Here is a 14,162-nt window from a genome sequence, read left to right on the forward strand (position 1 = left end):
TGGCTGTTTCCTTTCGAAGCAGCCACATTTTTTTGTATAACGAGGAAAGAATAAAATATTTTATGCAACCAAAAAAGTTGGCTAGCTTCTCGGGTATGCCCTTCGGAAATTAGATAAATCGTGCCTATTGCGCTCTACGATGCTCAGTCGGCACGATTTCCTAAATTTCTTTCAGGGCTGAGCGAACCCGTTCAGCTTTTCTTGCTTTTCCTATTTGCAGATTGGGCTGCTGACTTGGGAACTCCGGCCAACAGGGCTTTCCCGGAGTTCGTGCAACATTTTATTTGCGTTCTCCGGCGAGGACGGCTTCGCCGGAGTCCAGGGCGGTAAACACAGCTGTTCTCCGGCGAACGGCTGCCTCACCGGAGATGCGCAACGATTCCGTTGCTGTGATCCCGTTCACGATACAAGCGATACAAAAAGGAAAGCGCCCGGAGTCAAAAACCCGAACGCTTTTCTTTTTGTCTTTATTTTTCTTGTACGAGGCCTGTGCTGGAAGTCTTTCCGGCAGATTTTGCAGTGCCCTGAAAGTGGTGGGTAGGGATTTTCGCCAGGAGCCTCAGACTGTTCATGATGACCAGTATTGTGCTGCCTTCGTGTCCGACTACCCCAAGCGGAAGGTTGATGAGTTGGAACAGGTTTGACAGGATCAGAATGAGGATGACGGTGATCGAGAAGATGATATTCTGCATGGTAATTTTTTTCAGCTTCTTCGATAACCCATAACAATATTCCAGTTTGTCCAGTTCGCTCTTCATCAGTACTACATCCGCTGTTTCCATGGCGATGTCCGTTCCTTCACCCATAGCGATGCCGATGTCGGCATTTGCCAGTGCAGGTGCATCGTTCACGCCGTCTCCGACCATGCCGACCAGTTTATATTTCGACTGTAGGTCTTTCAGAATGGTTGTTTTATCTTCAGGAAGACAATTTGCGCGAATTTCATCCACACCCAATTGCTTGCCGATTGTTTGCCCGGTTGCTTCATTGTCGCCTGTAATCATGATCGTATGGACACCATTTGCTTTGAAAAAGGCGATCATGTCTTTTGCCTCTGATTTAGGTGTATCCAATAAAGCATAATAGGCTACGACTTTGTCATCTTGCGAAATGTAGATGACAGTCTTGCCTTCGTTCTGGAGCGCGAATGCTTCCTTAACGAAGGGAGGCTCGTTAAGATCATCGTTTACGACGAAGGTTTTTTTCCCGATTTTCCATTGGCTTCCGAATGCTTCGCCAGCCAAACCGAATCCGGTAAGGTCCTGGATTGAATCCATCTGGATCTTCTCATATTCCTTTGTATCGAGATGTTGGACCAACGCGGAAGCGATTGGGTGGGTTGAGGAGTGCTCCAACGCATAGACGACGGACATGATGTGTTTTTCATCCGTGCCTGTCATATAGCTGGATTCCGTCACTACAGGTTTGCCTTCCGTCAGCGTGCCAGTTTTGTCGAATGCGATGCAATCCATGGCCGAGAAGTTTTCGATCGCGATGCCGCCTTTGAACAGTATACCGTGCTTGGCTGCATTGGAAATGGCGGAAAGGACAGCAGGAGTGGCCGACGCCACCAATGCGCAAGGGGAGGCGACAGTCAACAGCACCATGCCGCGATAGAATGATTCATTCCAACCCCAATCCAGGAGGAAATAAAAAACGGCGATCATGACCGGCACAAAAATGAGGACTATTTTGACATAGGTGTTTTCGATGCGGTTGATGAAGCTTGCCGTCTTCGAAGGGGTCTTTTGCGCTTCTTCGACCATACGGATAATTTTTGCGAACAGGGTATCCTTGGATTCTTTCGAGACGGTCATGGTCAACGCTTCGCTCAGGTTGATCGTGCTGCCGAAGATATCATCGCCGACAGTCTTTTCGACAGGGACGGATTCGCCGGAAATGGCGGCTTCATCGATCAGACCTTGACCCGATGCAATCGTGCCGTCGATGGGGATACTGGCACCTTTAGGGACCAGTAATGTATCGCCGACTTTCAGATCTTTGACTGCAACGTCCTCAATCGAACCGTCAAGGTTGATGCGTTTTGCGATTTCAGGAACAATGTTCATCAATGCCGTGATCGCCTGGGTACTTTTTTCGGTCGCGTATTCCTCCAGTGAACCGGATAGAGAGAAGATGAAGATGAGCAGCGCGCCTTCCATCCAGTAACCGATCAGCGAGGCACCTACTGCGGCAAGCACCATCAATATGTCAACGTTCAGATGTTTATTTTCAACTGTATCGATGAATCCTTCTTTTGCTTGTTTATAGCCGCCTATGATGAACGATAATACGAAAATGATGGCTGCAGCAGTATCAAGGTTTTGCCATTGCAACACAATGCCAAGAATGATGAGAATGCCGCTGATCATGGTTGCGATCATCGCTTTATTCTTGAATAAGTCTTTCATGAGTGACACTCCTTTCTTTTATACCTTCATGATAGCACTAAAGAAATCCAGATTATAATCATTACAATCAAACGGAAATGAATCTCATTCTCAATATCCATAATTCAGACACAATTTGAAATGGTGGAAAATTATGTATAGCAATAAAATATGAAGTATATCTCAAAAAAACAGATTATAATTATTATCAATAAGAACTCCAAATGTTAGGGAGGACAAATAAAAAGCCATCCCCAAGAGGATGGCCAAACTCATTTTTCAGACAAACAGGAAATAGATCAGGACGATTGCTCCAAGTACGATCCGGTACCAACCGAACGCTTTGAAGTCGTTGCGTTTCAGGTAACCGATCAGGAACTTGATGGCAACGATCGAAACGAGGAAAGCGGTAATCATACCTGACAAAAGAACGGCGAATTCAAGTCCGGTAAAGTCGAAGCCGAATTTGATGATCTTCAAAAAGCTGATCCCGAACATGATCGGAATGCTCATGAAGAAGGAGAATTCAGTTGCGATAAAGCGGGAAGTGCCCAATACGATGCTCCCCAAGATGGAAGAACCGGAGCGCGATGTACCCGGAATGATTGAGAGGGCTTGGAACAGACCAATCTGGAATGCCTTCATATAGGTTAATTGGCTGAAATCGGTGATGCTCGGTTCGCGATCCTTATGCTTGTTTTCGATCACGATGAACAGGATCCCGTAGATGATCAGCGCCAAAGCCACAACTGTCGCGTTCAGGAGGTTTTCGTCCGCCCAATCGTTCAACGGCAAGCCGATGACTCCTGCCGGGATGCAACCGATGACTACTTTTTTCCAGATATCCCAAGTCTGTGTCTTCTCTTCCTTCGTTTTGCTTGGGGAGAAGGGATTCAGTTTGTGAAAATAAATGACGACGACCGCGAGGATGGCGCCCAGCTGAATCACGTAGAAGAACATCTCTTTGAATGCCTGCGAAAGATCCAATTGGATGAACTCTTCAACCAAGATCATGTGGCCCGTGCTGCTGATGGGCAGCCATTCGGTGATACCCTCAACAATGCCGAGGATGATTGCTTTCAGTATTTCCATAAATTCCATATAATATCCTTTCTGTTGTGCATTTTTTTTATACTCCATCATCTAGTATAGCGAAATGAAAAAGATTAGCCAATCCTTTTCAAGGATTCTTAAGGAAATGGAGGGCGTTTTTGGATGTAAGCGGTCCTAAAAAAGTTCACATTACTAGTCGGTTTATGTTAAAATGAAGTATACCAATTTTCACAAAAGCGCATTTAAATAAGGAAGAGGCGATAGTATGTTTGGCTTTTTTAAGAAGGATGACAAAAAAGGAAAACTGCCGGTTGAGAAGGAAATCTTGTATTCACCTGCCAACGGTGTAGTGGTACCTGTTTCCGATGTTGCAGACCCAGTATTTTCCCAAAAGATGATGGGTGACGGTTTCGCGGTCATTCCTGCAGACGGAAACATCTATTCACCAGCAAAAGGAAAAGTGTTGAGCGTATTTCCGACAAAGCATGCGGTAGGCATTTTGTTGGACAGCGGCTTGGAACTTTTGCTGCATATGGGATTGGATACGGTTGAGTTGAACGGGAAACCATTCGAAGTCTTCGTGAAGGAAGGCCAAGTTGTGACTGCGGATACACTGATCGCCAAAGTGGATCTGGCGCAACTGCAGGAAGCCGGCAAAGACACCGCGATGGTCGTCGTCATCACGAATATGGAAAAAGTAAAAAACTTCAGCCTTGATGTGACCGGTGAGGCTGCCGTCAAAGCAGAAATCGGAAGCGTCCTGCCGAAGGAATAACAGAATAGATGTGAAAAAGCTTCATCCGGATGTGATTGCCGGATGAAGCTTTTTTGATATGTGGGATAGACAGACAAGCCGTTAAGGCCGTTCCAGCGAAAAAATCTCTCCGAGCTTTGTATAGTCGTTGCCGGCAAGTCTGGCGACCGGCTCCAATTTGTCGGCCAAAACGTACTGTTTCTCTTGGTCGAACACCGATTCATCGAAAAAGAAATCTTCGACGCGCAGGATGAACAGATCCGTCAGCACGTTGCCCTCAGCATCCGTCAGAGGCACATATTGGTGGACGGTTGTTTCCATGCGGATTTTTGCCTCTTTGATGGCGGGTACAGCGACCGTATGGCTGGCGGTCAACGTCAACTCCGTCAGATCGATTTCGCTCTCCGTATCCGGCAGTTGGGCGGCCGTCCTATTCATCTCCTCAACCAAGTCTTCGCTGACGATATGGACGACGCCTTGTCTGGAAGCGAGCAGGTTTTTGGCGGAATCCTTGATTTTTCCGTCATTCCTCAGAATGGCTACGCTGATCAGCGGCAACACATTCGAGGCGACACTGAAAAAACTGAAAGGCGCGGCATTGACTACTTGCGTTTCCGGATTCTGGGTAGTGATCCAGGCAATCGGGCGGGGAATGATGCTCCCGGTCAAAAATTTGTACATCTGTTTCGTGTTGAGTTCTTCGGTATTGAAATGCTGCATGGGATCACTTCTTTCTGTTCAGGATAGTGGATTCGATTGTCTTTCGTTTTGGTTCCAGGAAATATGGTGAAAACCAGTGGTCATGTAAGCTCCAACCTCCGTTCAAATAATCCATAAGTCGAGTATACAGGAGAGTTCCTCAGCGAGGTAACTATTCTGCTCAGCGGTGTCCGGAAGGTTTTTGCCCGGACGTCAGGGGATCCCCGATTAAGGTTAAAAACAAAAAAACCCCCAATGTTCATCAGAACGTGGAGGGAAATGTGAAAATTTTAGTAGAACACGCAAACGCACTCTGGCGCGTAGACGTCTTTTTGCAGCAACGTCAATTTGCCTGTTTCTGCATCGCGTTCGAATAAAGTCAAATTGTCGGAATCCTGATGCGCCGCGATCACGAATTGGCCGCTCGGATCCAAGTTGAAGTCACGCGGGATGTTTCCTTCAGTCGGTACATATTCCACCAAGGACAACGTTTTACCGTCTTCGGATACCGCATAGACAACCAATGAATCATGTCCGCGGTTGGAAGCATAAACGAACTTGCCGTCTGCGGAAATGCGGATAGCCGCACCGCCGTTGAAACCGGTATGCTCTTCAGGGATAGTTGTGATGACTTGCAATAATGAGAAAGTGCCTGCTGCTGCATCATAAGCCAACACTTCGACATCGCTGCTCAATTCACCGAACAAGTAAGCCACTTTGCCGTTCGGATGGAAAACCAAGTGACGCGGGCCTGTGCCGGGAGTCGCTTTATAACGGGCAACTTCCGCCAATTTGCCTTCGTCGGAAACCGTGTAGGTATAAACGTGGTCGGTGCCCAAATCGCAAGCCAACAAGTATTTCTTGTCAGGGGAAAGCGCGCTGTAGTGCAAATGCGGAATAGTTTGGTTTTCATGGATGCTTGAACCCTCGTGTTGCGCACGGTCAGTCATCGTGAAGGAGCCGTCAGCGTTCTCTTTGTAGACAGTCAAGTATCCGCCGTGGTAATTGGCAGTGAAGATCAATTTTTTGTCTTCGTCGAAGTAGATATAGCAAGGCGCAGATCCTTCAGCAGAAATTTCGGCTACCTTGTCATAGGTTCCATTTTCATTTTTCTTGAAAGAAGTGATGCCGCCGCCTTCATCCGTTTTGGAAATCGCGTACAGCGTTTCTTTGTCCGCGGATAAGTCCAGGTAAGTAGGGCTGTCGACTTCCGCAATCAAGCGATAATCACGCAATTCTTTTTTATCGGTGTCCAAAGTGATTTGATGAACCCCTTTACTTTCTCTTTTCGTGTAAGAGCCAAGATATAAAACTTGTTCCATCCAAAGACCTCCTAAATATTATGATAATTCCATTATAACAAACGCCCTTAACAATTACAGGAAAAAAAGCTTGTAAAGCAAATAAAGTTGGATTCAACGGCATAATCAATGGTTTGCCAATTAAACTGTGATAGAATAGAAGTTGTAAAAAGTGTCTGAAAAGGAGATATGTCAATGCAAAGCAAAGTAATTCAAATTGGAGAAAAAGCGATAGATATAAAGGAACCCATGATCATCCTGTTCGATGACAGCGCAACGCCACCATTGCAGGAGGTTTCCGTCATCCATCGTTTTGTGGAGCCCCAGGAATGGTTCGAACTGGAAGACGGTGACCGGATTTTGTTTGACGACCAGGAATACCGTATATCCTATGTCGGTACGCACGTCCTGAAGAATCTGCAGTCGCTTGGGCATACAACCATGATCTTCAAAAATTGGGATGACGAACGCCTGGAAACAAGCATCTATTTGACTCCTCATGTTTTGCCGGCAATAACGGACGGTACCACCATTACTTATAAGAAGAAAGATTGAAGGTGAGTCCAATGGAAAGAGCTCCGCGTAGAGGAACGAAATCCGGAAATCGGTTGTCGTGGTTCGAAAGATGGTTTCTGAACAATAAATTCGTGACTGTCCTTCTGATTACTTTACTGATTCTCCTGATCGTTTTCGTATTTTCAAAAATTTCCTATCTTTTGGGACCGGTGGGCAGCTTCTTCAGTGTTATCGGTTTTCCGCTGATAATGGCGGGTATTTTCTTTTATATGCTGAATCCGTTGGTTACGCTGATGGAGAAAAAAGGAATTAAACGTTTTGTAGGGACTTGGATCGCCTTTGTGCTGGTTTTGCTGATGATGATTTGGGGATTTGCGATTCTGATCCCGATCATCCGCGATCAGACGATAGGCATTGTCCGCGAATTTCCGGCTTATTGGCAGGCGCTCGAGAGCATGACGATTGAATTAATAAATTATGATTGGTTCACTTCCCTTCAGGATCAGATCAACCAAATCAATGCGGACCTCTTCAACAGTGTTTCTGCGAAATTGAACGAAGTCCTGTCGAACACGGTCAGCGGCTTGGGCAGTGTCGTCGGATTGTTGACGAATGCGTTTGTAGGAATCATCACGATGCCAATCATTCTGTATTATCTGCTGAAAGAAGGAGAGAAATTACCGCTGACTTTTCTGCAATTCTTTCCGACAAATCTGCGGGAATCGATCGGGGAACTGTTGAAGAAAATCAATACGCAGATCAGCCAATATGTCCGCGGTCAGATAACGGTCGCCTTCTTTGTCGGGCTGATGTTCGTCATCGGCTACGCCATCATCGGAATGAAATTCGGCATCGTCCTGGGGATACTCGCAGGTTTCCTGAACATCATCCCGTATATGGGTTCCTTTATTGCGATGGTGCCCGCGGTGATTGTTGCGATAGTGGATTCTCCGCTGATGTTGGCAAAAGTGCTGCTGGTTTTCTCGATCGAGCAATTCATCGAGGGGCGCGTCATTTCACCGCAAGTACTCGGCACCAATCTCGAGGTCCATCCCGTCACAATCATCTTCGTGTTGCTTACGGCAGGAAAACTATTCGGTCTGACCGGTTTCATTTTGGGCATTCCCGGTTATGCTGTCCTTAAAGTGCTGTTCATGCATATTTTCGATTGGTACAAGGAAATTTCCGGATTGTATTTGGATGAACCAGAAATCGAGGAAGAACCGGAAGAGGATTATGCTCAAGAATAATCGGAATGAAAAGGGGTAATGTTTCATGAATAAAAAAAGATGGATTGCGGTGGCAATCGCGCTTGTGCTTTTCGTGGCATCAATCGGCTCGCAATTCCTATCGACCCGATTGGCTGACCAAACGGAAGATTCCCTCAGCCAACTTACCGGCAATCTGATTCCAGGAACGAGCCTGCAGGAAAGTGTTCTGGAAAGCGGCGATGCCAGTAATCGGATTGCGGTTCTGCATATCGAAGGCACCATCCAATCAGGTACGGGGAGTATGCTGACGGACGGCGCCAGCTATGATCATGACCTTTTCTTGGAGCAATTGAAAGCCATCGAAGAGGATGACACGATCAAAGCGATTTTCCTGATAGTGGACAGTCCGGGTGGTGGGGTATATGAAAGTGCGGAGGCGCACGATAAATTGTACCGCATCGCTGCCGAGAAGGAACTCCCGGTCTATGCGTCGATGCAAGGAACGGCCGCAAGTGGGGGCTACTACATTTCCGCTGGTGCAGACAAAATTTATGCTACCGCGGAAACGACTACCGGTTCGATCGGTGTCATCATGCAAGCAATCGAATACTCTGGCCTGCTTGAAAAATTAGGTATCGAATACAATACGATTAAGTCAGGCAGCCTCAAGGACATCGGGTCTCCGGATCGGGATATGACGGAAGAAGAACGTGCGTTGCTTCAGGCATACGTCGATGAGGCTTATCAGCGTTTCGTCACCGTCGTATCGACCGGAAGGGATATGCCGGAACAAGAGGTCCGCGCTGTTGCGAACGGCATGATTTATTCGGGAACCCAAGCTCAAGCGCTAGGGTTAGTGGATGAGATAGCCTACACGGATGATGCATTGAAAGCGATGAAAGCAACTTATGACCTTGAGGATGCCGAAGTGTTCGACTATACTTCGACACCTGGATTGTTTTCCGATTTTTCTTGGTTGTTCGCTCAGGCGGCTGCCAAACTGACTAGTCAGGATAACCAGACGCTTTCTGAACTGCAACTGCTCCGTGACACTTTCGGGACAACCGCCGCTCCGAGATTGCTTTATCTCTACGGAGGTGAGTGATGATGGAAGAGAAAACCACTACGCATGAAGAACGCCTGGAAGAAATCCGGAAAAAGAAAGTAGCTTGGGAGGAAGCCGAGCGCTTTTCCGATCAACAGGAACGCCCCTTTCACCGCTATCCGGATTACGCATTCGCCGGTTTTTGGATCCGGTTCTTTGCCTACCTCGTCGACCTGCTTGTTGTGCAGGCTTTGGTGGCAATCCTGATCAAGCCGATCTTTGCTTTGGGCAGCATCAGGATGCAAGGGAACGATCCCTTAACCTTGTACGGATTCCTTCAGTTGCTGATCTTTGTCGGGTATTTCATAGTGACGACGAAATATACGAACGGCCAAACGCTTGGGAAAATGATATTCGGCATCCGTGTCGTCTGCTTCAAAGAAGAAAAACTCACTTGGCAGACCATCCTGATCCGCGAAGGCGTCGGCCGCTATATCGGCAAAATCGTGGCTGTGATCTATCTGGTCGCTGCCTTCCAAAACAAGAAACAACATCCGATCGATATGCTTTGCGATACTTCGGTCGTGACGGAAAACAGCATCAGGGCTTTGCAAGAAGGATACTAGAGAGAAGAAATGTCGAAAAACGGCATGCGACCGGTGGTTATCGGTCGCATGCCGTTTTTTTGACGTTTGGGCGTGTTGGCCGGAGTACAGCGTGAAAAGCGATGCGGAACTCCGGCGAGGCCGTAGTTTGTCGGAGAATCCCGGTGATATTTGGATTGTTCTCCGACGAAGCCTCGCTCATCGGAGAACAGACTTAAATGCGGGCTCCAACTCCGGAGAAGCCCTCCTTCACCGGAGCTGTTGAAGACTTTGTTTAGTTTTGCAAATTCCGCCACAAGTGTTATACTTGTTATATAACGAACAGGAGGGGTAAATATGTTCATCGAAATTCTTCCGAACAGCGATACGCCGATCTACACCCAATTGATGTACCAAATCAAAATTGGCATTCTCAAGCGGGAATGGTCATATGGGGCTGGATTGCCGAGCGTCCGGAGTTTGGCAAGCGAATTGGGCATCAATATGCATACGGTGAATAAAGCGTACAATCTTTTGGCCGACGAAGGCGTGCTGGAAAAAAACCAGAAAGGCTATTTCGTGAGCGAACGCGCAACGATGGCGTCCAATGAACACACGAAAGCGGCGATGCAGGATAAGCTCAAGGAAATCCTGATTGACAAGCAGATTTTTGAGGTCAATGAAGAAACGTTCAACGGGTGGCTGAACGAAATCGGGAAAGAGTTGGAAGGGGAAGGGAAAGCAGATGCTGATATTTAGTTGGTTCATGGTGATCATGTTTTTGATTATTGGGGTTGTCAACGGCATTACGCCATATTATAGCCGGTTAGGTACGCCGTTTGGAGTGACCGTTCCGACATCGCATCAAAAGGATCCCTATGTTTTGAAGCTTAAAAAGGACTACCTTTATCAAAATATATTTGGGAGTATACTGCTGGCTGCACCAATCTTTTTCTTCCTTCTCTGGGATGATGAGGAGAAAGTGGAGATGGTCACCAGTATCTATGTGACGGTCGCGATGTTCGTTTTCATCTTCCTTTCGTTCCTGCTTTACCTGCAGAAACGAAAGCAGCTCCGCGGTTGGAAACTAGCAAACGACATCAAAATTGAACCGAAAAAAGCCAAAATCGTCATCGATACCGCCTATCAAAAAGATCTGAAGGTGGTCTCCCATTCGGTCTTCGTTTCGGCGCAACTGTTCATCCTTTTGGTGACTGTGGCGGTCACGCTTTATTTCTATGACCTGATACCCGAGCGGTTCCCAGTTCACTGGAACAGCTCGAATGAACCGGATCGGATCGTCGATAAAACGTATGTGAATGTATTCATGTTGCCGGCGATTCAATTGTTGATGATTCCGATGATGTTTTTCAGCCACTATTCCTTCATCAAATCGAAACAGAAGATTTCGCCCTATCTGTCCGATCTCTCCAGCAAGCAGAGCAAATTGTTCCGTCAGGCTTGGTCCTATTACTTCCTCGTCGTTACGGTGCTGACGCAGCTCTTGTTGAGCGGCATCCATTTCTTTTCCTTGTTCTTCGCAGACAAGGGTGCCCAGTGGATCATCGGCATGACGATTCCGTTCGTGGTCATCATAGTTGGGTACAGCGTCTATTTGACTTGGAAATACGGCCAAGGCGGTGAAAAATTGTTCCTGAACGAAGCGGGCGAACTGCCGGACGAAGTGACGGAAGCGGACGAAGAGCGCTACTGGAAATGGGGCGTCTGGTATTACAACCCGGAAGATCCATCGATATTTGTCGAAAAACGCTTCGGTATCGGAAGCACGCTGAATATGGCGAAATGGCAAGCCTGGGCGTTCATCGCCGGACTGTTGGCCTTTGTAGTGCTGACGATCGTGCTTTCGTTCGCGATGGAATAGGCATCGATATAAGCAAAGAACAGATGGGCTGCATCATTCTGGGGCAGCCTTTTTTTGGGTATCACACTCAGCGGAATGCAGATAGTTGTCGGATAAGGCGGAAGAATCCGACAAACAGCCCGCATGAGATCCTGAGGTTGTCGGATAAGGCGGAGGAATCCGACAAACAGCCCGCATGAGATCCTGAGGTTGTCGGATAAGGCGGAGGAATCCGACAAACAGCCCGCATGAGATCCTGAGGTTGTCGGATAAGGCGGAGGAATCCGACAAACAGCCCGCATGAGATCCTGAGGTTGTCGGATAAGGCGGAGGAATCCGACAAACAGCCCGCATGAGATCCTGAGGTTGTCGGATAATGCGCAGGAATCCGACAAACAGCCCGCATGAGATCCTGAGGTTGTCGGATAAGGCGGAAGAATCCGACAAACAGCCCGCGTGAGATCCTGAGGTTGTCGGATAAGGCGGAAGAATCCGACAAACAGCCCGCATGAGATCCTGAGGTTGTCGGATAATGCGCAGGAATCCGACAAGCGGTACTCTACTATCAAAAAAGAGGAGCTGTTCCATCACAGGACAGCTCCTCTTCTTTTTGTTTATTTTTCAAGCTTTTTGTTGTGTTGGGCAATGGCCATATCGACGATGCGGTTAGCCAAGTGGATGTTGCGGACCAACAGGGGCCCGTGGAAATAGGAACAGAAGACATTTTTGTAGCGGGCGCCTTCGGTTTTATCTTCCCCGTTATTGCCCATGCCTTTTTCGACTTTTCCGAGCGGACGCATATTTTCGCCGAGAAAAGTCCGTCCGTTGTGGTTTTCGAACCCCTCGTAGGTCTCATTGAATTCCTCGCTGCGGATCGTGATGTCGCCTATGAACCGGTTATTGTCCTGGCTCAATGTATAGTGATCCAGGGCGCTGATGCCGGAAATTTTGTTGCCGGATGCATCCATATAATAGTGGCCCAACAATTGGTAACCACCACAGATGGCCAATACCACGCCATCGTTTTCGATATATTGCTTGATTCCTGCTGCTTTATCCTGAATGTCTTTGGAGACGATGTACTGTTCGTAATCCTGGCCTCCTCCAAAAAAGACAAGGTCGTATTTTTCGGGATCGAAAGGCTGGTCCAGACTGATGATTTCCGTTTCGAAATCAACGCCTTTTTCACGTGCACAGTACTGGAGCATCAAGAGATTCCCATTGTCGCCGTATGTGTTCAGCAGGTTGCCGTACAAGTGGCAAATACGTAGTCGCATTTATTTCATCCTTTCCGCTATATAGCCTTGGTTCGCCAGCTCTTTACGGAGTTGCAGCACAGCGGTGTAAGTTGCCATCACATAGATTTTTTTCGTTGGAGCCTTTTTGAAAGCTTTGATGACATCCGTTATTTCCGGCAAAACTTCCAGTTTTTCTTCCGGAATACCGGCAACCTTCATCCGTAAAGTCAACTCTTTTTGACGGATGCCGCTGACGGTCACTTTCGGAATATCAAAATCCAAAAACTTCTCGTAATTCCCGTCCCAGATCCAACTGACATCGGTTCCGTCTGCGGGGCGGTCATTCAGGATCGAGACGACGCTGAATGGTTCCTCTTCGTAATGCAGAAGATCGATGACCTGATTCAGACCGACCGGATTTTTGATCAGGTTCAGGATGATTTCTTTGTCGTCGACGGTGATTGTTTCTTGACGGCCGAATTTTTGCTGGGCAGCCGAGAAACCGGCCTGGATCTCTTCCGGAGTCAGGCCGAAATGTTTGCCGACTGAATAGGCAGCCAAGGCGTTATAGACGTTGTAGAGACCGGCGACATTCGTGTGGAACGGATGTCCATCGATTTCAAAGGAAGAACTCTTGTGCGTCAATTTATCCACTTTGGTGACAGCATAAGCCAATTCCGGACGTTTGAAATCACAATGGGCACAGTAGTATTTTCCAAGGTTGCTGTATGTATTGAATTTATAGCGCAAAATGTGCTGGCATTTCGGACAAAGTACGCCGTCCGTGTTGTAATGCGCCAAGGTGTCGCCATCCGGTTCGTGATTGAAACCGAAATAGATTTGTTTGTTGACCAACTCTTTGGAGTTGAAGATCGGGCTGTCGCCGTTCGCCAGGATGACGGCATCCGGTGCTAACGCAGCGCCATCGACCATTTTTTGGTAGATTGTGTAGATTTCGCCGAATCGGTCCATCTGATCGCGGAAAACATTCGTGTTGACGATGATTTTCGGCTTGATGAACTTCGTCACCTTAACCAGGCTGGCTTCATCAACCTCAAGTACAGCAAAGGCTCTTTCCTTTTTTACTTTACGCGAATAGCCTTCCAGGAACGAGGAGATGATGCCTTGCTCCATGTTGGCGCCGGTTGGATTCGTCAAGATATGCGGGTATTTTTGCTGCAGGACATGATAAGTCAACGATGTCGTCAGTGTCTTGCCGTTCGTGCCGGTGATGATGACGACATCAAAATTTTCAGAAAGGTGTTGCAACACGTCGGGATCCAATTTGACGGCCAGTTTGCCGGGTAGACTGGTTCCGCCTTTAGTGAATGTCTGAAGACCCCACTGGGCGATTTTGCCGATATTGATTGCTAGTGAACCGCGGATAGTCAAATAAATTCGCTCCTTACTTATGTTTCTCTTGCCATCATAGCATATAACAAGGCTTTTTTCGATAGAGTTAGTATAGCAGAATTTGCCCGGATTGAATATTTTTAGATGCCTCTTCGTG

Annotated in this window: 13 protein-coding genes; 7 read left to right on the top strand and 6 right to left on the bottom strand. The window is 47.4% G+C overall.

What is annotated here, in order from left to right:
- Positions 1-467: 467 nt before the first annotated feature.
- Both C8U37_RS04610 and C8U37_RS04615 read right to left on the bottom strand, forming a co-directional pair.
- Complete coding sequence (locus C8U37_RS04610; RefSeq protein ID WP_108032096.1) at positions 468-2,411, bottom strand: heavy metal translocating P-type ATPase; 1,944 nt, start codon at positions 2,409-2,411, stop codon at positions 468-470.
- Positions 2,412-2,669: 258 nt separating this feature from the next.
- Positions 2,670-3,491, bottom strand: coding sequence for an undecaprenyl-diphosphate phosphatase (locus tag C8U37_RS04615; RefSeq protein WP_108032147.1), 822 nt, complete (start codon positions 3,489-3,491; stop codon positions 2,670-2,672).
- 217 nt (positions 3,492-3,708) lie between these two features.
- On the opposite strand from C8U37_RS04615, the gene C8U37_RS04620 reads away from it, so the two are divergent.
- Positions 3,709-4,218: a PTS sugar transporter subunit IIA gene (locus C8U37_RS04620; RefSeq protein WP_108032097.1), complete on the top strand. Its 510-nt coding sequence runs from the start codon at positions 3,709-3,711 to the stop codon at positions 4,216-4,218.
- An 81-nt stretch (positions 4,219-4,299) separates the two neighbouring features.
- Here C8U37_RS04620 and C8U37_RS04625 read toward each other — a convergent pair whose 3' ends face one another.
- Together C8U37_RS04625 and C8U37_RS04630 are read right to left on the bottom strand one after the other, a co-directional pair.
- Positions 4,300-4,917 carry a flavin reductase family protein gene (locus C8U37_RS04625; protein ID WP_108032098.1) on the bottom strand — a complete coding sequence of 206 codons (618 nt, stop codon included), beginning with the start codon at positions 4,915-4,917 and terminating at the stop codon, positions 4,300-4,302.
- A gap of 269 nt (positions 4,918-5,186) precedes the next feature.
- Positions 5,187-6,218 carry a lactonase family protein gene (locus C8U37_RS04630; protein ID WP_108032099.1) on the bottom strand — a complete coding sequence of 344 codons (1,032 nt, stop codon included), beginning with the start codon at positions 6,216-6,218 and terminating at the stop codon, positions 5,187-5,189.
- A gap of 174 nt (positions 6,219-6,392) precedes the next feature.
- Here C8U37_RS04630 and C8U37_RS04635 point away from each other — a divergent pair, with 174 nt between their 5' ends.
- The 6 genes from C8U37_RS04635 (at position 6,393) to C8U37_RS04665 (ending at position 11,435) form a co-directional block, all read left to right on the top strand.
- The gene (locus tag C8U37_RS04635; RefSeq protein ID WP_170100192.1) at positions 6,393-6,752 is read left to right on the top strand and encodes a PTS glucitol/sorbitol transporter subunit IIA; all 360 of its coding nucleotides are present in this window, start codon (positions 6,393-6,395) and stop codon (positions 6,750-6,752) included.
- 11 nt (positions 6,753-6,763) lie between these two features.
- Entirely contained in the window at positions 6,764-7,963 is a 1,200-nt protein-coding gene (locus C8U37_RS04640; protein ID WP_108032101.1) for an AI-2E family transporter, read from the top strand.
- A gap of 25 nt (positions 7,964-7,988) precedes the next feature.
- Positions 7,989-9,029, top strand: coding sequence for a signal peptide peptidase SppA (gene sppA / locus C8U37_RS04645; protein WP_108032102.1), 1,041 nt, complete (start codon positions 7,989-7,991; stop codon positions 9,027-9,029).
- The gene (locus C8U37_RS04650) at positions 9,029-9,595 is read left to right on the top strand and encodes an RDD family protein (RefSeq protein ID WP_245879759.1); all 567 of its coding nucleotides are present in this window, start codon (positions 9,029-9,031) and stop codon (positions 9,593-9,595) included. Before sppA ends, C8U37_RS04650 begins: the two co-directional genes overlap by 1 nt.
- 315 nt (positions 9,596-9,910) lie before the next feature.
- Positions 9,911-10,312, top strand: coding sequence for a GntR family transcriptional regulator (locus C8U37_RS04660; RefSeq protein ID WP_108032104.1), 402 nt, complete (start codon positions 9,911-9,913; stop codon positions 10,310-10,312).
- Positions 10,299-11,435 (top strand): DUF1648 domain-containing protein, encoded by a 1,137-nt coding sequence (locus tag C8U37_RS04665; protein WP_108032105.1) that lies wholly within the window; start codon positions 10,299-10,301, stop codon positions 11,433-11,435. Before C8U37_RS04660 ends, C8U37_RS04665 begins: the two co-directional genes overlap by 14 nt.
- Positions 11,436-12,028: 593 nt before the next feature.
- Here the strand turns inward: C8U37_RS04665 and C8U37_RS14545 are convergent.
- Positions 12,029-12,691 (bottom strand): type 1 glutamine amidotransferase, encoded by a 663-nt coding sequence (locus C8U37_RS14545; RefSeq protein ID WP_211306125.1) that lies wholly within the window; start codon positions 12,689-12,691, stop codon positions 12,029-12,031.
- Positions 12,692-14,044 carry a Mur ligase family protein gene (locus C8U37_RS14550; RefSeq protein WP_211306126.1) on the bottom strand — a complete coding sequence of 451 codons (1,353 nt, stop codon included), beginning with the start codon at positions 14,042-14,044 and terminating at the stop codon, positions 12,692-12,694. It lies immediately after the preceding gene.
- Positions 14,045-14,162: the final 118 nt, after the last annotated feature.

It is taken from the genome of Trichococcus patagoniensis, assembly GCF_003051085.1.
Taxonomy (GTDB): domain Bacteria; phylum Bacillota; class Bacilli; order Lactobacillales; family Aerococcaceae; genus Trichococcus; species Trichococcus patagoniensis.

Excerpts from the sequence above, each read along its gene's own strand:
- C8U37_RS04620 (WP_108032097.1), top strand. The coding sequence starts at position 3,709 with ATGTTTGGCTTTTTTAAGAAGGATGACAAAAAAGGAAAACTGCCGGTT.
- C8U37_RS04625 (WP_108032098.1), bottom strand. The coding sequence starts at position 4,917 with ATGCAGCATTTCAATACCGAAGAACTCAACACGAAACAGATGTACAAA.
- C8U37_RS04665 (WP_108032105.1), top strand. The coding sequence starts at position 10,299 with ATGCTGATATTTAGTTGGTTCATGGTGATCATGTTTTTGATTATTGGG.
- C8U37_RS04660 (WP_108032104.1), top strand. The coding sequence starts at position 9,911 with ATGTTCATCGAAATTCTTCCGAACAGCGATACGCCGATCTACACCCAA.
- C8U37_RS04630 (WP_108032099.1), bottom strand. The coding sequence starts at position 6,218 with ATGGAACAAGTTTTATATCTTGGCTCTTACACGAAAAGAGAAAGTAAA.
- C8U37_RS04650 (WP_245879759.1), top strand. The coding sequence starts at position 9,029 with ATGATGGAAGAGAAAACCACTACGCATGAAGAACGCCTGGAAGAAATC.
- C8U37_RS04610 (WP_108032096.1), bottom strand. The coding sequence starts at position 2,411 with ATGAAAGACTTATTCAAGAATAAAGCGATGATCGCAACCATGATCAGC.
- C8U37_RS04640 (WP_108032101.1), top strand. The coding sequence starts at position 6,764 with ATGGAAAGAGCTCCGCGTAGAGGAACGAAATCCGGAAATCGGTTGTCG.
- sppA (WP_108032102.1), top strand. The coding sequence starts at position 7,989 with ATGAATAAAAAAAGATGGATTGCGGTGGCAATCGCGCTTGTGCTTTTC.
- C8U37_RS04615 (WP_108032147.1), bottom strand. The coding sequence starts at position 3,491 with ATGGAATTTATGGAAATACTGAAAGCAATCATCCTCGGCATTGTTGAG.
- C8U37_RS14545 (WP_211306125.1), bottom strand. The coding sequence starts at position 12,691 with ATGCGACTACGTATTTGCCACTTGTACGGCAACCTGCTGAACACATAC.
- C8U37_RS04635 (WP_170100192.1), top strand. The coding sequence starts at position 6,393 with ATGCAAAGCAAAGTAATTCAAATTGGAGAAAAAGCGATAGATATAAAG.